The sequence below is a fragment of the Gilvibacter sp. genome (assembly GCF_965601605.1).
In the GTDB taxonomy this organism is placed as follows: domain Bacteria; phylum Bacteroidota; class Bacteroidia; order Flavobacteriales; family Flavobacteriaceae; genus Gilvibacter.
Map to the genome: position 1 here is coordinate 1 of NZ_CBFCWJ010000023.1, position 18982 is coordinate 18982.

At 41.9% G+C, this 18982-nt stretch carries 24 protein-coding genes and 1 pseudogene; 11 read left to right on the forward strand and 14 right to left on the reverse strand.

What is annotated here, in order from left to right:
* The 4 genes and pseudogenes from ACSLP7_RS05940 to ACSLP7_RS05955 all read right to left on the reverse strand — a co-directional run.
* Positions 1-234: shikimate kinase (locus ACSLP7_RS05940; protein WP_435578453.1), on the reverse strand; the 234-nt coding region annotated here is incomplete at its 3' end.
* A 117-nt stretch (positions 235-351) separates the two neighbouring features.
* Positions 352-510: an SMP-30/gluconolactonase/LRE family protein gene (locus ACSLP7_RS05945; protein WP_435578454.1), complete on the reverse strand. Its 159-nt coding sequence runs from the start codon at positions 508-510 to the stop codon at positions 352-354.
* Positions 489-857 (reverse strand): annotated as a pseudogene (locus ACSLP7_RS05950) (SMP-30/gluconolactonase/LRE family protein); the annotation flags it as partial. The gene ACSLP7_RS05945 and the pseudogene ACSLP7_RS05950, both read right to left, overlap by 22 nt.
* 59 nt (positions 858-916) lie before the next feature.
* Positions 917-1108: an SMP-30/gluconolactonase/LRE family protein gene (locus ACSLP7_RS05955; protein WP_435578455.1), complete on the reverse strand. Its 192-nt coding sequence runs from the start codon at positions 1106-1108 to the stop codon at positions 917-919.
* 271 nt (positions 1109-1379) lie between these two features.
* Between ACSLP7_RS05955 and ACSLP7_RS05960 the strand changes: the two genes are divergently transcribed.
* The 4 genes from ACSLP7_RS05960 (at position 1380) to ACSLP7_RS05975 (ending at position 2907) form a co-directional block, all read left to right on the forward strand.
* Positions 1380-1571, forward strand: a complete 192-nt coding sequence (locus tag ACSLP7_RS05960) for a hypothetical protein (protein WP_435578456.1) — start codon at positions 1380-1382, stop codon at positions 1569-1571.
* A gap of 322 nt (positions 1572-1893) precedes the next feature.
* A complete protein-coding gene (locus ACSLP7_RS05965; RefSeq protein ID WP_435578457.1) occupies positions 1894-2091 on the forward strand; it encodes a hypothetical protein in 198 nt (65 codons plus the stop codon).
* Positions 2092-2293: 202 nt separating this feature from the next.
* Positions 2294-2620: a S41 family peptidase gene (locus tag ACSLP7_RS05970; protein WP_435578458.1), complete on the forward strand. Its 327-nt coding sequence runs from the start codon at positions 2294-2296 to the stop codon at positions 2618-2620.
* Positions 2584-2907, forward strand: a complete 324-nt coding sequence (locus tag ACSLP7_RS05975) for a S41 family peptidase (protein WP_435578476.1) — start codon at positions 2584-2586, stop codon at positions 2905-2907. The genes ACSLP7_RS05970 and ACSLP7_RS05975 overlap by 37 nt, the downstream gene beginning before the upstream one ends.
* 131 nt (positions 2908-3038) lie before the next feature.
* On the opposite strand, the gene ACSLP7_RS05980 is transcribed toward ACSLP7_RS05975, so the two are convergent.
* Together ACSLP7_RS05980 and ACSLP7_RS05985 are read right to left on the reverse strand one after the other, a co-directional pair.
* Positions 3039-3323, reverse strand: a complete 285-nt coding sequence (locus tag ACSLP7_RS05980; protein ID WP_435578459.1) for a hypothetical protein — start codon at positions 3321-3323, stop codon at positions 3039-3041.
* The gene (locus ACSLP7_RS05985; RefSeq protein WP_435578460.1) at positions 3298-4227 is read right to left on the reverse strand and encodes an MFS transporter; all 930 of its coding nucleotides are present in this window, start codon (positions 4225-4227) and stop codon (positions 3298-3300) included. Before ACSLP7_RS05985 ends, ACSLP7_RS05980 begins: the two co-directional genes overlap by 26 nt.
* Before the next feature lie 116 nt (positions 4228-4343).
* Between ACSLP7_RS05985 and ACSLP7_RS05990 the strand changes: the two genes are divergently transcribed.
* Together ACSLP7_RS05990 and ACSLP7_RS05995 are read left to right on the forward strand one after the other, a co-directional pair.
* Positions 4344-4544 (forward strand): hypothetical protein, encoded by a 201-nt coding sequence (locus ACSLP7_RS05990; protein ID WP_435578461.1) that lies wholly within the window; start codon positions 4344-4346, stop codon positions 4542-4544.
* Positions 4537-5997, forward strand: a complete 1461-nt coding sequence (locus tag ACSLP7_RS05995; RefSeq protein ID WP_435578462.1) for a hypothetical protein — start codon at positions 4537-4539, stop codon at positions 5995-5997. Before ACSLP7_RS05990 ends, ACSLP7_RS05995 begins: the two co-directional genes overlap by 8 nt.
* Positions 5998-6067: 70 nt before the next feature.
* Here the strand turns inward: ACSLP7_RS05995 and ACSLP7_RS06000 are convergent, their stop codons facing one another.
* Genes ACSLP7_RS06000 through ACSLP7_RS06010 form a run of 3 tightly spaced genes read right to left on the reverse strand, consistent with a single transcriptional unit; the run spans position 6068 to position 7561 of the window.
* Positions 6068-6739 carry a hypothetical protein gene (locus ACSLP7_RS06000; RefSeq protein ID WP_435578463.1) on the reverse strand — a complete coding sequence of 224 codons (672 nt, stop codon included), beginning with the start codon at positions 6737-6739 and terminating at the stop codon, positions 6068-6070.
* A 10-nt stretch (positions 6740-6749) separates the two neighbouring features.
* Positions 6750-7088 (reverse strand): hypothetical protein, encoded by a 339-nt coding sequence (locus tag ACSLP7_RS06005; protein WP_435578464.1) that lies wholly within the window; start codon positions 7086-7088, stop codon positions 6750-6752.
* Entirely contained in the window at positions 7085-7561 is a 477-nt protein-coding gene (locus ACSLP7_RS06010; RefSeq protein ID WP_435578465.1) for an RNA polymerase sigma factor, read from the reverse strand. The genes ACSLP7_RS06005 and ACSLP7_RS06010 overlap by 4 nt, the downstream gene beginning before the upstream one ends.
* Before the next feature lie 329 nt (positions 7562-7890).
* On the opposite strand from ACSLP7_RS06010, the gene ACSLP7_RS06015 reads away from it, so the two are divergent.
* The 3 genes from ACSLP7_RS06015 to ACSLP7_RS06025 all read left to right on the forward strand — a co-directional run bounded on the left by ACSLP7_RS06015 (position 7891) and on the right by ACSLP7_RS06025 (position 10107).
* Positions 7891-8817 (forward strand): LamG-like jellyroll fold domain-containing protein, encoded by a 927-nt coding sequence (locus ACSLP7_RS06015; protein ID WP_435578466.1) that lies wholly within the window; start codon positions 7891-7893, stop codon positions 8815-8817.
* Between the two features lie 178 nt (positions 8818-8995).
* Positions 8996-9514 (forward strand): DUF6702 family protein, encoded by a 519-nt coding sequence (locus ACSLP7_RS06020; protein WP_435578467.1) that lies wholly within the window; start codon positions 8996-8998, stop codon positions 9512-9514.
* A gap of 11 nt (positions 9515-9525) precedes the next feature.
* The gene (locus ACSLP7_RS06025; protein WP_435578468.1) at positions 9526-10107 is read left to right on the forward strand and encodes a HupE/UreJ family protein; all 582 of its coding nucleotides are present in this window, start codon (positions 9526-9528) and stop codon (positions 10105-10107) included.
* Between the two features lie 51 nt (positions 10108-10158).
* Here the strand turns inward: ACSLP7_RS06025 and ACSLP7_RS06030 are convergent, their stop codons facing one another.
* The 4 genes from ACSLP7_RS06030 to ACSLP7_RS06045 form a co-directional block, all read right to left on the reverse strand.
* Positions 10159-13383, reverse strand: coding sequence for a WD40/YVTN/BNR-like repeat-containing protein (locus ACSLP7_RS06030; protein WP_435578469.1), 3225 nt, complete (start codon positions 13381-13383; stop codon positions 10159-10161).
* A gap of 217 nt (positions 13384-13600) precedes the next feature.
* Positions 13601-15052: a hypothetical protein gene (locus ACSLP7_RS06035; protein WP_435578470.1), complete on the reverse strand. Its 1452-nt coding sequence runs from the start codon at positions 15050-15052 to the stop codon at positions 13601-13603.
* 83 nt (positions 15053-15135) lie between these two features.
* Positions 15136-16023 (reverse strand): AraC family transcriptional regulator, encoded by an 888-nt coding sequence (locus ACSLP7_RS06040; RefSeq protein ID WP_435578471.1) that lies wholly within the window; start codon positions 16021-16023, stop codon positions 15136-15138.
* Positions 16016-16681, reverse strand: coding sequence for an epimerase (locus tag ACSLP7_RS06045; RefSeq protein WP_435578472.1), 666 nt, complete (start codon positions 16679-16681; stop codon positions 16016-16018). Before ACSLP7_RS06045 ends, ACSLP7_RS06040 begins: the two co-directional genes overlap by 8 nt.
* A gap of 60 nt (positions 16682-16741) precedes the next feature.
* Here ACSLP7_RS06045 and ACSLP7_RS06050 point away from each other — a divergent pair, with 60 nt between their 5' ends.
* Both ACSLP7_RS06050 and ACSLP7_RS06055 read left to right on the forward strand, forming a co-directional pair.
* Complete coding sequence (locus ACSLP7_RS06050) at positions 16742-17548, forward strand: DUF1853 family protein (RefSeq protein ID WP_435578473.1); 807 nt, start codon at positions 16742-16744, stop codon at positions 17546-17548.
* Between the two features lie 58 nt (positions 17549-17606).
* Positions 17607-18191 (forward strand): hypothetical protein, encoded by a 585-nt coding sequence (locus tag ACSLP7_RS06055; protein WP_435578474.1) that lies wholly within the window; start codon positions 17607-17609, stop codon positions 18189-18191.
* 39 nt (positions 18192-18230) lie between these two features.
* Here ACSLP7_RS06055 and ACSLP7_RS06060 read toward each other — a convergent pair.
* Positions 18231-18982, reverse strand: a 752-nt coding sequence (locus ACSLP7_RS06060; protein ID WP_435578475.1) for a CocE/NonD family hydrolase, incomplete at its 5' end; no start/stop codon positions are given.

Below are 18982 nucleotides of genomic sequence, written 5' to 3' on the forward strand. Positions count from 1 at the left end.
CCAAAAAACAGCACCTTCTTCACTGCGAACAGCAAGTACCTCATTAAGACGAACCAACCAGGGTTCGCGATCTTGGTCATTCAAGGCTTGACCGCTTTGCATTTTCTCAATATTGGTTTGCGGATGATAGGTGTCTGCATCCAAAAACGGAAGCGAAAGCTCCCGAGCTAAGGCTTCACCAACGGTAGTTTTTCCACTGCCGCTAACACCCATAATAATGTATAATTTACTCAATTTAAGGGGTGTTTGATTTGCGTTCGAGATTCGCCAAAAACGTCCCGCCTTTTGACCTTTTTACGCCAGTCTTATAGCTAAAAACAGAACCAGCCAAAGGGTACTTTTTCTAGCTCTTCATCCGTCCATATCCACACGTGCTGAAGTGATATAAAGTATATCCAAATTGGGGCCTCCAAAAGCTGCGGCGGTTACATTGTGCGCAGGCACTTCAATTTTTGCATTAATTCGCCTGTTTTGGAGTTGTACTGAAACTATGGGCGTTTTCCGTTCCAAAGCCCAACCCAGAGATTGTTGTTCTCATCAATAGCCATTCCGTCAGGAAAACCATCAGCTGGTTCTACTTCTACAACTACGCGTTTCATTTGCTGATGGCTGGCGGTATTCTTATCGTAATCAAAAGCGCGAATCACTCCAGTAGGCGTATCGATATAATACATGGTAGTAGCGCGTCGGTCCCAAACAATACCGTTGGAGATCGTAATGCTATCGAGCATTTTGGTAGTGGTACCATCGGGTTGGATTCTGTAAAGATTCCCGGAGGCTTCGTTTTCTGCCAGATTCATGCTTCCTACCCATAAATTTCCCGCAGGGTCACATTTGCCATCATTGAAACGGTTTCTTCGTTTCTTCTTTTTCTACATCAGAAAGGAGTTCTAAATCACCACTTTGAAGGTTAATTTTATAGATACCGTCTTTCTAAGGCAACAAACAGCTTGTCTCGGGCTGTAAGGCACCCACGGTTTCCAATTCTAGAAGGAACTTTAAGCGCGCGATTTTCTTGCGTATCCGGAGAAAAAATATGAAGCTCTTGATTCAGAATATCTACCCAATACAATTCTTGTGTCTTTGAATTCCATACCGGGCCTTCCACCGAGTTTCTGATTTATTTTCAAAGGCTAGTTTAACTTCTTCTTTAGGAGGTGTTTGTGTTTCTTCGGAGGGATACTCTGCTTCGGTTTTGCAACTGGTTGCTAACATAAGGAACAGGCCGCTAAAAGCCATTAGCCGGAGCCAATTTTGGGAATCATTTCGGGGTAGTTGTTTTAGTTGTTTTGCACTAAGGTATTCATTATTTTTTAGGCTATAAAAAAACCAAAGATGAAACAAGCAAAAAAAGCAATGGTGGTTCAATGGAGTAGTGGGTGCATTACTTCTGGGAAAGCGGTATAAGTGTGGCCTTAGAATGTTCTCAACTCAAAGACAATGGAGCGGACTTCTGGCTTTGGACCCTTGGAGGAACTGCGGGTATCGGTTTTGGTTTTAAAGCGGTGGTGGTGCTGCTCATTAGAGCAGGGATCATCAACGAGCAACTCAAAAAATCAATCAAAAAATAAAGAATAAATGAAATCAATCAAAATCTTAGGTGCTTTGGCTTTAAGCCTGTGCCTTGCAAATTGCGGCGAAACAGAAGAATCAACCCAACCCCATGGATGGAGTTTGGCAATCCGTAGGTTTATGGTCGAATTGTTAAAATTGAACAAGGAGCTTTTAAATTGGCCCAGACCACATCGATCTCCTGTTTACCCGTTCTTTCTGGGGATATAGCCATGTTTGGCGATCAAATTTATGTAGAGAATGACACTTTACGTCTGGACAACGGGATCAATCGGTATCAATTTACTCGTATTGACGACGCTCCCTTGATCTGTAAAAACCGTGACACCACAGGCCTATGCAGATCCGGTATTGAATTTTGAAGTGGTGGCAGAGACTTTTAGAGATCATTACGCCTATTTTAAAGAGCGCAACATCAATTGGGATTCTACCTATGCCTTGTATCGCTCCAAAGTGACTCCGCAGACCACAGATGCTGAGCTCTATAATGTTTTTGGAAGATATGTTGGACAGTTTTGATGACGGACATATAGGGACTTTTCTGCAAGCGATGAAGTGGAAGAAGCCGCCTACGCTTTGCGCGAGGCCGCTGAATCAGATGAATCAGAATCGGGGCCAACACCCATAAGCGGTAGACGTGTTTAGAGGACTCTATTGCCAACCACTACGTCAAAGATCTCAAAGTATCAACCTTTGGGTTCTTTCAATGGGGAAAAGATCAATGAAAAAGGTAGCTTATTTGCAGCTCAATCAAATGCTTGGTTTCGCTGACTACGGCATTGAACAGACTGATGATATAGAAGCCTTCTTTGAACAGTATTTTGAAATGGCAGAAGAAGACATTAGTCATTCAGACAATGAGGTGGCGGGGATCAATCGTTTGTTTAACCAGGTCTTGGATGATTTTGAAGGTATAGAGGCCTTGATTATTGACGTGCGCTTCAACGGCGGTGGTTCTGATGAAATTGGGATGGAAGTTTTGAGTTTTTTCAATCCGCAGCGAAAACAAGTATTTTCAAAAACAAGCCCTGGTTTCAAGGAGCTTTAACACCGGAGAATAAGGTTTATTTACACGCTGGGGAGCGTCAAAGTACGTTGCCTGTTTACTTGTTGATCTCTCCGGAGTCTGCATCGGCAACCGAAATCATGACCTTGACCAGTTTAGAGATTCCTTCAGTGACGCGCATTGGCGATAGAACAGAGGGTGTATTTAGTGACATCTTTGACCGGGAAATGCCCAACGGAATGGAATTTGGCCTTTCTAATGAGGTTTATTACTCCATGAAGGGTGAAAATTATGAAGGCTTGGGGATTCCTGCTGATGTGGGTCCATGAAACTACCCGAGAAGCCGCTACGTATTTTTCTATCAGGTATTAGACGAGCTCAATAATGGTGGAGACGCCGCTATTGAGGAAGTGCTTAAGTTGCATCAATAATCGCCGATTTGTTCAATCCTTGTGGATTTTTACGCTTTAGGTAAAAATAGTATCAGCAAGGCTACCAAAGAACAAATCGAAAATCCTATAAAAACAGGTAAGGCCGTATCTTTTAAATAGCGACCAATAAAGGTGCTGATGGGTACGGCCATTATTGTTGAGATAAAGCCGGTAATGGCCGCTGCTATCCCTGCAATATGCCCAACAGGTTCCATGGCGAGTGCACGTAGGTTACCAAACAGAAATCCAATACACAAGAACTGCAAAGCCATAAAGGCTAGCAGGATCTCAATGGGCGGATTTTCGCTGCCCATAAAGACCAAAACATAACTTAGCGAAACTACAAAGAAGCCGCTCAGAGCAACGGTTACCAACTTTTCCATTCCAAAGCGCAACACCATATTGGCATTTGAGGAAAACGGCCAATCCAATGGCAATGCTCAATCCTGCAAAGATGTATGGAAAAGCTTCTTTGAGTCCGTATTGCTCTTGAAAGATCTGTTGGGATCCGCTTAAATACACAAAGAAAGAACCTGCAATAAGTCCGGAGATCACTGTACAACCAATGGTTACCGGATATTGAATGACTTCTTTGAATCCGTCTTTAAAAAGATTCTTACTCATGGGAATCTTATTCTCAACTTTTAAGGTTTCTGGCTGCCGCAGATAAAACCACAAACACACCACAGCTCCAATGGCTAATTGAAAATAGAAGATGGCCTGCCAATTATAAGCGTCTAAAACGAGTTTCCCAAAGGCGGGTGCGACTATGGGAACCAGCAGAAACACTACGGTCACAAAGGACATGATTCTGGCCATATAATCTCCGGAGTACAGATCCCGAATAATGGCAATGGCTATGGTTCTCGGTGCAGAAAGGCCTATTCCTTGAATGATGCGCCCCAAGATCATGACCCAAAGCGTATCGGTAGAAACACAGATAAAACTCGCCACCACAAAAAGGGCAAATCCCATATAAACAACGGGCTTGCGCCCAAGACTGTCAGAGAGTGGGCCAAACAGGAGTGGACCCAAGCCCAAACCCAAAAAGATCATGATTATAAAAAGCTGATTATCGCTGGGGTTGGTAGTGCCAACATGGAATCCAATGATGTCCAAAGCGGGGAGCAGTGCATCAATGGCGAGGGCTACAATAGACATTAGGGCCGCCATCATAGCGACAAATTCCAGTTGCGATTTTTGCCTTCTTGTGTTCACGCTGCAAAATTACTCCATTTGCCAGTAGGGAACTATTTAAATCGACAAGATCTGTAACAAATTATCTTATGACTTACTTATAAGGCATCATTCATCAATCAACTAATAACAACACTATGAAAATTCAACTAAAACGCATTTGCACTGGCTTGGCAGTCTTCTTTCTGCTGATGACCTCCGGGCTAATTGCACAAAACAACTTAACGGCTTCCCAATGGCAAGAAGACCTTGATTTCTTGCAAAAGACGGTGCATCAAGACTATCCGTTCTTATTTAAAAAAAGTCACTGCCCAAAAATGGGATGGGGAAGTGGCTAAGCTCAGAGCGCAGATTCCCAATATGGCCGATCACGAGGTCATGGTAGGGCTTTCGCGCATCATTGCGATGTTTGAATACGGACATACCTATCTCAGCCTTAGTGGAGGAAAGGTAGATTATCACAAAATCCCAGTAAATCTATATCAATTCAGTGATGGAATTTACATTGAAGGAACCACAATAGGTAATGAAAAGGCATTAGGAGCCAAAGTTTTAAAAATAGGCGACAAATCTATTGAGCAGGCCATAGCGTTGATCTATCCCACAGTATCTGCGGAGAATGATCAATTTTTTAAGGCCTATGGACTCAATGATCTGACCATTCCGGAAATTCTCCACGCTCAGCGCATCATTCCAATGTACACCATGGACGTGGAATTTACCTTAGAAAAAGACGGGGAAGTCTTTACGCATACCTTTACAGCTGGAGACAAAGGTGCAATTAAAACGGAGTATAGCCTCATTCAGCCAGGAGAGGGGCGCATCAGCGCAAGAGATCAATCCGCTACACCTTTATATCTGCAAGAACTCAACAAAATCTACAACTTTGATTATAACGCGGAAACAAAAACCGTTTATGTGCGTCAGAGTCAAGTTCAGGACGATCCTTCACAAAAGAACATCGCAGAATTTTATGGAGAAGTCTTTGATTTTATAGCGAACAATGAGGTGGAGCGCTTTGTTTTGGACGTACGACTGAACGGAGGCGGAAACAACTATTTAAACAAACCCATCATTACTGGATTGCTAAAGTCTAAGGTGAACGAAGTGGGTAAATTCTTCTGTATCATTGGGCGCAGAACCTTTTCTGCATGTCAAAATATGGTTAATGAATTGGATAATTACACCAATGTGATCTTTGTGGGAGAACCTACGGCAGAGAATTTAAATTTCTACGGAGACAACAGAAAGCTTTTATTGCCTAATAGCGGATTTACCGCACGATTGTCTTGGGCATGGTGGCAAGATAAACCACAATGGGAGAATCAAGAGTGGATGCCCCCAAATATTGCCGTTTCAACGACTTTTGAGCAATACGTAAACAATGAAGATCCTGTCTTAGCGGCAGCTATGGCTGAGATTGGAGATGATGTTGTCTTGGATCCGATGGGTCATTTAACCCAGCTGTTTATGGCGGGAGAATTGGAAAAGGTGAATAGTGAAGCCGCTCGTTTAGTGAACGATCCTATGCATCAATACACGGATTTTGAGGCTTTGTTTACTCAGGCGGGTTATAATTTGCTCAACAGTGACCAGATTCAAGGAGCTTTATTTGTCTTTGATATGAGCAGCAAGCTGTTTACAGACTCTTCTCAATTATACTTGGGCTTGGCCGAAGCGTTAAAGGCTAGCGGCAATTTAGAACAGGCCAATCAGGTCTTCTTAAAGGTGAGTCAGATGGATCCCTACGGTCCGCAAGGCGAGAAGGCCAGAAGGGCTTTAAAGAATTAATTACCAATTATTTAAAATAAAAACTGCGCCCGAAAGGAGCGCAGTTTTTTTGTGCTTGAATAGCTAGCATCTAATTTTCCTTTTTCAAGGTAATCTCAATGACTCCATTTTCTCCGCGTGAGCCATAGATGGCGATAGCGCTTTGGCCTTTGATCACAGAGATGCTTTCAATGTTATTTGGATCTATCTTTGTTTTCAGCTGATCTGTGTTGATCTCATAATCGCCAAATTTGCTTTTAATGATGTATAGTGGAGTAGGACCGGTACTTTGTGAACCAGAGATCTGAAACTTCACTTTCTTTTCATTATTGATGTCTGTGGTAATGAAAAATGGCTTTCTGTCAGTATCGGAAATCATTTCTTTAAGGATCACTTGCTGATCGGCTTTGAGTTCGTTTTTAATATTCAGCAAGGTGAATAGACGGGCGAGTTTTACTTCCGATTCTGCTATGGTTACTTGATACATTTGTGCCATAGTTTCTTCAATCGCTACTTCGGGATTTCTAAGCAGTTCATCGAGTTTAGCCTTTTGTTCGGCCAATTTCCATTTGGCATCTGTAAACTTCTTATTGCCCTCATAATAATGAGCTTTGATGGCTTCCATTTGTTTGTCGGTAAGACTGATCTCTGTTTTGTACTTCATGATATTGTCAATATCAAAAAGTTCTGTGGTGAGCGCGTCTTGTGCCTGGCTAATAAAACCAAAGGCAAATAAAAAGAGGAGGAGGGTGTACTTTTTCATGGTGTGTGTTTTATTCATCAAATTCTTGGATCAATACATCTGTGGAGGCTTCCCAGCTAAAAAGAGAAGTGTTTTCTACCATTAATTGATCTGTGGTTTCTGTTTCTGTTAAATCTAAATTCAGTGTAATTTCTTCGCTTACTGTGTCTTCGGATGATATAGGATCACTCTTTCGAAGTAATCCGATCAACCCTCCAAGAACCAAAACAGCTGCAGCTGCATGATACCATTTGAAGGAACTTGTATTGCTGTTTGACATAATATCATCCACAGCCGGAGCAGGAAAATCGACTTTATCTCGATTTCTCTCCGCAGTGAATAAATCCCTTAATTCTTGATCTTTATTCATGATCGAATCGGTTTTAAGTGTTGCTTTAAGGCTTCTTTACCACGACTGTAATGGGTTCTAACGCTACCAATACCAATGTCCAGGACTTCAGCAATGGCCGCAAGAGTCATATCGTGATAAAAAGCCAGCAACAAGACTTGTTTTTGACGCTCTGGCAATTGATTTAGAATAGGTCTTAAGTTTGGCGTTTCCGCAAAAGGATCTATTTCTGATGTCAATTGTACAGTTTCTAAAGCTTGAAATTTTCGCTGATTTTTAAGATGATCAAAGGCTGTAAAACGAATGACGGCAAACAACCAGGTCTTAAAACTGGATTGTTCATTGTAGCGCGCTTTATTCTCTAAAATTTTCAAATACGTCATTTGCAAAACATCCTGAGCAGAATCTGGCTGGTGCTTACACAATTGAAGCGCCCAATAATATGCAGCTTCATGATGTTCGCAAATTAATGATTCCAGTTGATTCTTTTTCATCGGTTATCCCTTAGTCTTAAAAATAGGGCGCGTATATGACACTGTGTTGAAGTTTTTTAAAGATACTCGCTATATCTGGGAATTCCGAAGATATTTAAAGGACTGGGAGGGAATCCTCAAAACAATCTATTTTACATAATATAAATTATGATACAATTATAGCAAATAACGCATAGCTCTCTATTTGGCATAATATCACATATATTTTAACGTAAGTGAATTAAATCGATAGATATTATGTCAAAGTTATTTGCGCTGGATTTTAGCCTGTAACAAGTTTACTGAATAATCATCCTTATCTTTAAGTACTAAAACCAAACAACCCATCCATGAGCAAATCACTAATGAAATTCGTCTTTACAATTTTTATTTTATCTGCTTCCTTAATCAGCTGTAAGCAAAACAAATCCGAAGAAAATAGTACCGCAATAGACTCAGCAACTGCAACTGAGCAGTATTCAACGACAAAAGCTTTAAAGGAATCTTTGACCTTTTACTCCTCTTTTGACACTTCCGTAGATGCAGATTTTGCTTTGGGAGATGCGCGTCTGTATACAGTGCCTAACCGTCAAGCCAGAGATTCTGCTCGCGTTGGTTTGCATAAGCCTGATATTCGTCGTGAGGACGGTCAAGGAAAATTTGGTGCCGGATTGGTCTTTACCGAGCGTAGCCCAGGATATATCTACTATCCAAGCGAAAAGAACATTACTTACAATACCACCAATTGGGCAGCTACCGTCTCTTTTTGGCTCAAATTAGACCCAGAAACAGACCTAGAACCAGGCTATTGCGATCCTATTCAAATAACAGATTCTGGTTACAATGATGCGGGTATTTGGGTAGATTTCACTAAAGAAAACCCTAGAGATTTTAGATTGGGCGTTATTGGAGATCGTGAGGTTTGGAATCCAAATCCAGAAGGCCCAGACAATGAGAATCCTATATTTAATGCCCGTTTGATCGCTGTGGAAAATCCACCTTTTTCCAGTGATTCTTGGACGCATATTGTGATTGCCTTTTCTGGTTTAAATACACCCAATGGTGAAGCTTCGCTCTATATGAACGGGCAATTCAAAGGCAGTAACCCCTTGCCTATTGCCCCTTTTACTTGGGACTATTCCTTATCAAACATCTACCTGGGCCTTAGTTATATAGGCCAAATGGATGAGCTCTCTATTTACAGTCGTATGCTCAATGCAGAAGAAGTTGCAGCTTTATACGGACTTGAAAACGGCGTGAGTTCTATTTTGGACTAATCACGGAAACAATCATTGATGAAGGTGTTTTGGTTTGGGCGCAGATGGGCTTTCCTGTGCGTAGCGGCAGCTAAATAGAAACTTTAGGAATCTTTTAGGAGCCTGGTGAAGCTTTTTTGCGGCTATTTTATAACTTTAGCATTGCCTATGTGCCTTGATAATATGGACCCAAACTACTATGAATAAATCACTCTATCTTTTTTTAATCATTCTTGGAGGGTGGATCGGATTAGGAGCGACCACTCATCCTATAAAGCTTACTTCTTCGCTACTTTCTTATGATGATTCTGCTAAGAAGCTGACCTTGGAATGTAAAGTGTTCATTGATGACTTCTCTCCTGCAATTAATGGTGTACTGCAGTTCAACATCCAAAAAGGAGCACTTACGGATACAGACATTAAGGGCATAGAAGCCTATTTTAAAGAAAAATATGTAATCCAAATTAATGGTAAAACTTTACCACTTAAAATCAAGGATTATGAAATAGAGCTCAAAGCCAATGTGCTGACCTTGCATTTTGAAAATAAAGGCATAACCTTAAAGAAAAATGACAAGATCAAGGTTGAGAACAGCATGCTTTTTGAATCCTTTGGACATCTACAATCCAATTGGATGACCTTCAAATTCCCGCCCTTATTGAGAAGTAAAAGCTTTGAGAGCACTAAATACGATCCAATTTTCACCAAAACTTTATAATAAATCTTTTTATGGAAGAATACAGTATTTTCTTTTCTAACGGTTGGGAGCATATTGTTGACATCAATGCTTATGATCATTTGCTCTTTGTCATGACGCTCTGTGCAGCTTTTAAATTCTCAGAATGGAAACAAGTGCTGGTGATCATTACCGCCTTTACTATTGGACACAGTGGCACCTTAATTTTGAGCGCTTTGGACATCATACCGACCAACCCACAACTTATTGACCTGTTGATTCCCTTTACTATTATGATCACGGCTATTGCCAATATTGTGAATTATGGGAAGGACGGAAAATTCTCAGATGCTAAGTTCAAGTATATGATTGCCCTTGTATTTGGGCTTATTCACGGTTTGGCCTTTGCGAGCAACTTTAAATTCATGCTTTTTAGCGACAGCATAGTCATGCCACTCTTCTTATTCAACTTAGGTATTGAAGTAGGACAGATCTTTATCGTGATCCTATTTATGTTGGCGCTTTGGTTCTATACCAAGATCATTAAAGGAGAACATATGAAATGGAATATTTTCATATCGGGAGCCGGCTTTGGAATTGCCGCCACCCTCTTCTTAAACGCCTTAGCACTCTAACAAAAAACCGCCCTTTTCTTGGGCGGTTTCTTTTTTCTAGTTGTTTTTATCTTAGTCGATAAGACCCTGGCCTTCAACCCAAGGAGCTCCGGCTTGCTTTAAGCCTCGTTCAATGGCTGGCATGGTGTTATTGACCACATTGGCTAATCTGCCTTTTACTTGTCGTAATTGACCTTTAGCTCGTTCCAAGGCTCCCTTGTGGGTACCTGTAGGGCCGTAAGTATTACCAAAGGCTGCCCAGCCTAGCTGATTGCCATCATTAGGCGTTGGGTTGGAGCGCTCCCCGATCTCATCTTTAATGGGGTTTCCATAAAGCTCCTTTTCAATAGACAAAAGCTCCAATCGAGCTGAATTGATTTGTGCTAGTAATGCGTCATTTGGCGCTGTTGTTTTATTCGCTGCGCGCTTCATAGCTGCAACCAATTTAAGCTGATTGTCTAAGGTCAAGTTAGTTGCATTGATGTCTTGTTGAAATGCGAATACTTCCTCGCGGAATTGATTCATCTCATCATAAGACTTACGAGGTATTGCTCCCTCATAGGCGGCAACCACATTGAACTCTTGAGGCCCTTGCAATATCGTAGTAACGCCATCAACACGTTTAACCAAGGTCACTGTGTAACGACCTGGAGTAGCTCGGATAAAGCCAGTGCCAATACCATCACCACGACCATTTAAACGTTCTCCACGTTTGTTAGGATAGTTAAATTCCCAATTAGCGCGGTTGAATCCTTTGCTGTTAGAACCTTTAATAGTATTCACAGTGTTTCCAGTGGCATCTTTAATAATCAGCAAAACAGCTGGTCCGTCTTGATTCTTCTCAGCCTCTAAAGTATCCCAGCCTTCAAATCCGGCACCTTCATCAGCATTAGCTTTGCGCTCTGCCTTTGCAGATTTAAAGCTGTCAGAAAGGTAATAGGTAAAACGAGCTCCGTAAGGTCTGTTCTTAGCCTTGTATTGCGCATCACCTTGACTGCTGACCTTGCTGTAAGGCGCATACCAAAGCGCATCTTTAGTTGGGAACATCGTTGCCTCGGCGTTCATGATATCCGTTCCGAAGTTTCTAAGCGGAGTAATATCATCCAAAATAAAGAATCCACGACCAAAGGAAGCTCCAACTAAGTCGTCCTCACGACGCTGAATGGTAATGTCTCTAAAGGAGATCGTCGGAACTCCGGACTTCAACTGAACCCAATTCGTTCCGCCATTATACGTAAAATAGATTCCGTATTCTGTAGCTGCGAACATAAGATTTTTGTCTTTGTGATCTTGTACCAATCGCCACACTAAATGACGCTCTGGAAGGTCACCACTAATAATACTCCAGGTCTTTCCTTTGTCTGAACTCTTTAGTACATAAGGCTTGTAATCTCCGTATTTGTGATTGTCCACAGCTGCGTAAACCACGTTAGCGTCAAAGAGATCTGCGCGCACATCATTGACAAAAGGAACATCGCCCAAACCTTTGATAGAACTCAAAGTGAACTTACGCCAGGTTTGGCCGCCGTCTTCTGTGGTTTGAATGATACCATCATCAGTACCAGCATATATCAGGCCTTCTTGTTGTGGAGACTCTGCCAAAGAAGTAATGGTGTTGTAGTTGGACATCGCCAAGACATCCCAAGCATTGTCCCAAGATTGAGACTTCCCGTAATAGTCTAAGGTCAATCGGTCTTGGTTCAAGGTTAGATCTTCAGAAATTGGTGTCCAATCATCTCCCCTATTGTCTGAGCGCCAAACGCGTTGTGAGGCGAAATACAGACGTGTTGGGTTGTGCGGACTCACTAAGATCGGCGCATCCCAATTGAAACGCTCAAAAGGCTCTCCAGCTCTTGGTTGCGGCTGAATGAATACCGTTTCACGTGTAGTTTGATCGATTCTCCATAGTGCTCCTTGTTGGAATTCTCCATAAGTAATATTGGGGTTTCCAGGCTCAATAGCGGACTGATGTCCATCGGCACCTAAGGTCTTCCACCAATCGCGGTTGGAGATCCCATCCGAGCTAAAAGTGTTTGAAGGTCCGCCGTGAGATCCATTATCCTGAGTTCCTCCGTAGATATTGTAAAAAGGCGCAGTATCATCAACCGCAACTTTAAAGTATTGCGTTATTGGCAAGTTTCTCACATACTTCCAACTCTTGGTCAGATCAAAACTCTCATACAATCCACCGTCAGTACCAAATAGTACATAGTTCGGGTCAGACATTTTAAAAGCCATGGCGTGGCTATCCACGTGCTTGTTTCGCTCATTCATGGTGTAAAAGGTCTTTCCATGATTGTCTGAGATCTGCACGTAGTTATTCATTAAAAACAACTTGCCTTCATGATGAGGCGAAGCATATAGCTCTTGATAATAGTGTGGCCCGGTTCCTCCTGATACAGCGTCAGATTGCTTGCTCCAGCTCTCCCCACGGTTGGATGACATAAAAAGCCCTCCTTTTCTTCGATCAAGCTCTATAGCAGCATAGATCACATCTGGATTGAAGGGAGAAATCGCTAAACCAATTTTTCCTTTGTTTGAACCTGGAATTCCTTTTTTGAGTTCATTCCATGTGTCACCTCCGTCAGTACTTTTATATATGCCTGTTCCGGGACCTCCGCCCATATAACCTGCTACCGTTCTGTGGCGTTGCCATGTCGCTGCATAAAGTACATCTGGATTCCGTGGATCAATGACAATATCGGTAGCTCCTACCCAAACATCATCTCCCAAAGTGCGGTTCCATGTTTTTCCACCGTCTGTGGTTTTATAAACCCCACGTTCACCACCTGATGACCAAAGTGGCCCTTGAGAAGCCACCCAAACAGTATTGGAATCCTCTGGGTGAATGATAATGGTGGATAAGTGTTCTGACTTTTTAAGTCCCATATGGCTCCAACTGGCGCCGTCATCATGACTTACATAGATCCCATCTCCAACAGAAGCGTGACGACCTCCTACGTTTTCACCCGTACCCACCCAAATGGTATGTGGATTGGAAGGATCAATGGCTATCGATCCGATAGAAAACGAAGTCTGTCCATCAAAAATAGGTTTCCAGGTGGTCCCTGAGTTTGTAGTTTTCCATACGCCTCCGGATCCCACAGCAACATACCAGACATTCTCATTCTCAGGATGTATGGCAATATCGGCAATTCGACCTGAAGTGAAAGCCGGCCCAATGTTTCGCAATTCCAGACCACTAAAAGTGCCGGAATTAATTTCTTGTGCTTGAAGCGGTGTGATCAATGCGACCAACATGCCCAAAAGCATTCCAATTTTTAAAAAAGATTTCATAGTTAATGACAATTGAACTGTTCCCGGGGGTTCTAGAAATTGGTTGATTTACAGAACAGTATTTATTAATGGTTGTTTGTTGTAGGCTAAAAATACGCCAGAGAGCAAGTCAGCTCCAAAATAGAAATCTTAGAATCTTGTTAAAATTTTACACAGTCAATTCATGGTTCACCTACTAGCAAAAAAAAGGAACACCTTTCGATGTTCCTTTTAAAGCTTACCACTTCCCGTTCTCATTGGCCCATTGTTCTTTAGGGGGAATTGGGGAGATAACATCCCAATGTTCCACAATAAGCCCGTCTTCTAATCTAAATAAATCATAAAAAGCAGTAAGCTCGCCTTTGCCAAATTTTCCTTCGCTGAGGGTGAGCACAAAGTTCCCCTCGCCCATCACTTTAACAAGTTTGGTATATTCCATGACCAAGCCGTTCTCTGCAAAGTATTTCATTGCTGCACCAAAACCTTCCAATCCATCAGCTACGGCAGGATTGTGCTGAATGTAGGTTTCTGTACTGATGTAGTCGGTTACTTTATCCATTTGATGATTCAAAAGCACATTCGTGATAAAATCCTTCACTTTAGCTTTATTGGCCTCTGTTTTATCAAGGTCTGTAATTGCCGTGGCTCCATCAAACTGCGTATGTCCGCTTGGGTTTGGTGCTTGTACCTCAATAAGGTTGTCCCAGTGTTCAACGATCAGTCCGTCTTCAAATCGGAACACATCAAATCCAGCTTTAGGACCAAAAAAGTCATATTCTGTGTGGGTGAATACATAATCTCCATCTTGGAACGCACGTACCACATTGGCTTTAAACCCTCCTTCTGGAGCATTTTTCATTACTTCACCAAACCCAGCCAATCCGTCACCAACGGCTAGATTGTGTTGGATGTATTTTTCAGGGTTGATGTAGCTAATAGGAGTGGTATCTCCTGTGTTAAAGCTGTTCAATAAAGCTACTGTTTTGTCTTTGTTTGATAATTGCATGTCGTTAATATTTACGGTGTTGAGGGTGCTATAGCGACCCATTTTTACGGTGGATTCATCCATCATGCCCATAAATTCCTGGGCAATGGTGTTATTCATGAAGGGTTGTAAGGCGGCATCGGAATTGGCTTTGGTGTCCCAGTAGACCACTACAGCAATTTCATTGGCGCTATTTTCACCAATTAGGCGCTGTACAAAGCCTGTTTTGGGAGCAGTGACCTGCTGCGCGACTTGTTGATCGATCTGCGCAAAGGCTGCAGGGTCAGCGTCTGACTTCAGTTGGAAGGTCATGATCTCGATAAAATCAGACTCACTTCCGTTATAACCATCAGGCATTTGATAGCGCGCCATATTCATGGTTTTACCATCAATCATTCCTGCATAGTCTGCTACAGTAGCGTCGGTCATGAATTTATCCATTGAGGCTGCTGCGTCTGCTTCTGATTCCCAATAAACCAATACTGCAAACTGCCCGTCTTCTGTAAGTCCGCTTTGTCGTTTTAAAAATCCTGATTGTTTGCTGGTAAAGGTTTCTTCCACAGTTTCATCTAAGGCGATAAAGGCTGCGAGATCTGCTTTTTCGTCGATGTTAAAAGTGGTAACTTCTAAAATGGGTCCTTGCTGCTCACAACTTAGTAAGCTCAAGGTCATTAAGGCGATTAGTGTAAGTTTTACGGTTTTCATTGTTTTATGATTTAACTGAGTACAAAGTTGTTAAATCACAAAGGCTGAGGCGTTATCAATCTCAGGAAGAAAATAGTAAATCTCTAACTATAGGCGTTTGCTTTTCTGAATTGTGCCGGAGTGAATTCAGTAGTCTTTTTAAAGAATTTAATCATGTTGGCAGGCTCATCAAAACCAGTTTTAAAACTTATTTCTTTTATAGATAAGCTCGTTGAAATTAGGAATCTTTTGATCTCCATGCACACAAAATCATCTATAAATGCCTTTGCAGTTTTGTGCGTTAGCGCTTTAACCACATCGTTTAGAAGTTTGTACGAGATGTAAAGAGATTTGGCGTAATCTTGAGCGTTACGAGTACTAGTGTATTGATTGTGAAGTAGTAAGGTGAATGATGTAAAGTGAGTTAACCACTGTGGACTCACCGAGGAACTCGCATTCTGATCCTTAACGCGTTCCGCTTTTATCAGAAAGGCATGCAGCAAGCTCTGCAAGACTTCAGCTTTGCCAAAAGAATCCTGTAAATAGTATTCCTTATGCAGTTCATCAGCGAGCGGTAAGAGACTGTCTTCAATCATTTGATCCTGATGGATTACAGGAGATTCTAAATGGTAATTGTATAACCGATTTAAGTGAAGTGTTTTTGAACCTAAATAGTTGTTCTCTAAATATTGATGATTTAAAATTACGGCGTACCCTTCAGTGTTCGCAAGAGCGCGCGTAAAATGCTGTACTTGTTCTTTAGCGACAAAAAGTACACTTCCCGGTTTCAAAGTGTACTGTTTAAAGTCTAAATAATGTGTGTAAGCGCCTTTGGTAATAACAAGGATTAAATAGAATTGAATCTTATGTGGTGCATAGGGATCGTGATCCTTGATCTGTTGCAAACGCTCGCGGACTTGATGGAAGCTGATTACTTCTATATCAAGCGCAACAGTTTCCCGATAGGCTATTTTTGGAATGCTTTTAGCCACTTGCTAAACTATTGATGTCTTTATTCTCTAAATGTTTTAAAGTTTGATTTGCTGCGATACTAGCTATCATAGCATGACCGATATTCGTAGTTGTAGTAACATTTGAGCGTTTTTTGAACCAACCAAAAAATGGACGTAATATCACATATATGGCGTTGTACCAGCCTGTGCTAGACTTAATGCCGCGTTCTGGGATGATCATACCGGGTCTAAAAGCATAAGCGTCCTTAAATCCCTTTTCAAGAATGTAGTTTTCTGTTTTTCCTTTGACTCGAGCCCACATTACACGTCCCGTTGCAGTACTATCAGTACCTGTTCCAGAGACGTAATTAAAAACCATATTAGGATTCAATTCAAAAAGGACATCAGCAAAGACCTTGGTTATATCATAAGTAATGGCTGTGTATTTGGCTTCGTTGAGCCCAACCACGGAAACACCCATACAAAAAAAGCAGCCGTCGTATCCTTTCAGCATTTCTCCATGCTCTGCCAATTGCATAAAATCTGGAAGTAACAACTCTTTGAGCTTAGGATGTGTAATACCCAAGGAGGATCTGTTGATCACTAAAACTGAAGCGATCTGCTCAGAATCCAAACATTCCAAGAGTACGCCCTTCCCTACCATTCCGGTGCTGCCGGTAATAATTACATGATGCATCTTGTAAATTTAAGGATTTAAAGGAGCACCCTTGATAGATTTCCAATAACTTCGCCTTTCATGTCAATACAACTTCAGTATGCGGGTTATTTGAATACTCCAGTCTTATGGTTGGGTTCAGGACCTATGCAGTTGAAGCAGTTGATTCTAGAAAAGGTCCCAACACCGCGTTTTAACCAAACCCTAGATGGAAATTATCGTTTAGGTAAGCTGGTGGAACGCTTTGTGGCTGAGGAGCTTAAGACTTATGATCACATTGAGATCTTAGTAGAGAATCTTCAAATACAGCGCGATAAGCTCACCTTAGGAGAATTAGACTGTTTGCTAAGCGTTGATGGACGTCCTGTTCATTTGGAGGTCATCTATAAATTCTATCTCTATGATCCGCATGTTGGGATCACACCTTTAGACCATTGGATAGGTCCTAACCGAAGAGATTCTTTGGTCTTAAAGCTCAACAAGCTCGCTAACAAACAGCTTCCACTACTCTACAAACACGAGACTGAGGCCTACCTCGATGAGTTTAATCTCAAAGCCGATCAGATGGAGCAATTGGTCTGCTTTAAAGCGCAACTCTATTTGCCTTATGGACAGGAGGTGCATGTAGCGCCTTTAAATGCTGACAGTATCTATGGAAGTTATGTAACGCATGACAGTTTTGACATCTTTAAAGTCTGTAAATGCTTCTTTCCAAGAAAGCACGATTGGTTGGTTAGTCCGCATGCTGCGGTGGACTGGATATCATTCCATGAAGCTCAAAAGCGACTTGCTGATTTTCATCAGCAAAAATCAGCGCCCTTAGTTTGGATCAAACATCCAAACGGGGCTTTTGAAAAGGTATTCGTGGTTTGGTGGAATCAGGTATAATCACCTGAAATTCTGGTCTTTATTCCCCCTATATTGGCGCAAATTAAAAATCAATCCTATGTACGCTTACGATCAAGGCCAGTTCTTGCCAACCCTAATTCCATTCAAAGACAAAAATGGAAGTATCAGCTTTAAAGACCAAGCGATCAATATTTTAAGTAATGCAATAATGGCTATCTCCATGCAGGATCCAGAAGCTGTTTATATTACTTATTCCGCCAACTATTCGCAAACTGCAAACATTGAGAAAACCTATGCTTCTGGGCAATGGAAAACTGGAGTTAACGGTTCGAATCAAGCATCGGTCATGCGTGAAATGGAAGATTTGATGGCCAATGATGATAAGTACAAAGCCCTGCAAGGGAAAATGAAGATTGCTCCTATCACTACTATTCCAAAAAGCACAGAACTCGCGGATTGGAAGGCAGAAATCCAATCAGATTTAGATCGTATAAAGGCCTGTCTAGATGGTAGTTCTATAGTTTTTGGCTGGATCAACCAAGAAACTGATCCCCTTTACGCACATGCTATTGACAGCCCTTCTGGGGTGATCGCTCACTTCCCGGATGAGATCCATAATCAGGTTCAGAACACCTTGAGCCAATTTGCCAAAGACTATCCGTCCATGCCAGCACCAAAATAGTTCCATTGTATAAGAAGGAACCGTTTAAACTATCAATAATTATTGCTTGATCGGCAATTTAATGTTAGACGGATACTTGCTGGAATGGTGAATGCTATTGGTTGCTACTACTCCTTCTGACTCGTCATAATTATTGCCTCCCGTATTTAAGTTTCTCGCAAAACGCGGAAAGTTACTGCTGGAGATCTCAATGCGAATACGGTGTCCTTTTTTAAAGAGGTTACTGGTGGCCATAGGAGTAAGATCCAACTGATAGACCTGTCCTTCTTCCATAAAGACTTCTTTGTCATAACCCTCACGGTAACGGGCTCTCTGAATGGTTTCATCCAGATTGTAAGCACGTCCATCAGGATAAACGTCAATGAGCTTAATGGTGAAGTCGGTATCTCTTGCATCCGAAGAAACATAAAGCGTAGACTCAATAAAACCGGTGACCTCAGTATCCTGGGTCAACACCTCAGAGGTATATACCAAGATGTTTGGATTTTCTTCCATGGACTGCTGATCGTATGCACCGCCTTTCACGGCATTACCCGTACAGCAAACGTTTCCACCATAACTCATTACAGGGTCCATAGGGTCATAAGTAAAAGTATCCGGATTGTCCTTTCTCGGTTTCTTGGTAGTTAAAACTCCATCTCCGTTGAGTGTATTGGCGCTTCCACCGCTGTTTAAATAAAAAGTAGTGAGTTCACTGTCCTTAGGCGGCCATTGCTCTGCAGCCTGCCATTTGTTGCTTCCCATGGTATAATACTGAACACGCGGGGTATTAGCTTTAAAACCAGTTTCCT

Excerpts from the sequence above, each read along its gene's own strand:
- ACSLP7_RS05970 (WP_435578458.1), top strand. The coding sequence starts at position 2,294 with ATGAAAAAGGTAGCTTATTTGCAGCTCAATCAAATGCTTGGTTTCGCT.
- ACSLP7_RS05980 (WP_435578459.1), bottom strand. The coding sequence starts at position 3,323 with ATGGGCAGCGAAAATCCGCCCATTGAGATCCTGCTAGCCTTTATGGCT.
- ACSLP7_RS05990 (WP_435578461.1), top strand. The coding sequence starts at position 4,344 with ATGAAAATTCAACTAAAACGCATTTGCACTGGCTTGGCAGTCTTCTTT.
- ACSLP7_RS06000 (WP_435578463.1), bottom strand. The coding sequence starts at position 6,739 with ATGAAAAAGTACACCCTCCTCCTCTTTTTATTTGCCTTTGGTTTTATT.
- ACSLP7_RS06005 (WP_435578464.1), bottom strand. The coding sequence starts at position 7,088 with ATGAATAAAGATCAAGAATTAAGGGATTTATTCACTGCGGAGAGAAAT.
- ACSLP7_RS06010 (WP_435578465.1), bottom strand. The coding sequence starts at position 7,561 with ATGAAAAAGAATCAACTGGAATCATTAATTTGCGAACATCATGAAGCT.
- ACSLP7_RS06015 (WP_435578466.1), top strand. The coding sequence starts at position 7,891 with ATGAGCAAATCACTAATGAAATTCGTCTTTACAATTTTTATTTTATCT.
- ACSLP7_RS06020 (WP_435578467.1), top strand. The coding sequence starts at position 8,996 with ATGAATAAATCACTCTATCTTTTTTTAATCATTCTTGGAGGGTGGATC.
- ACSLP7_RS06025 (WP_435578468.1), top strand. The coding sequence starts at position 9,526 with ATGGAAGAATACAGTATTTTCTTTTCTAACGGTTGGGAGCATATTGTT.
- ACSLP7_RS06030 (WP_435578469.1), bottom strand. The coding sequence starts at position 13,383 with ATGAAATCTTTTTTAAAAATTGGAATGCTTTTGGGCATGTTGGTCGCA.
- ACSLP7_RS06035 (WP_435578470.1), bottom strand. The coding sequence starts at position 15,052 with ATGAAAACCGTAAAACTTACACTAATCGCCTTAATGACCTTGAGCTTA.
- ACSLP7_RS06045 (WP_435578472.1), bottom strand. The coding sequence starts at position 16,681 with ATGCATCATGTAATTATTACCGGCAGCACCGGAATGGTAGGGAAGGGC.
- ACSLP7_RS06050 (WP_435578473.1), top strand. The coding sequence starts at position 16,742 with ATGTCAATACAACTTCAGTATGCGGGTTATTTGAATACTCCAGTCTTA.
- ACSLP7_RS06055 (WP_435578474.1), top strand. The coding sequence starts at position 17,607 with ATGTACGCTTACGATCAAGGCCAGTTCTTGCCAACCCTAATTCCATTC.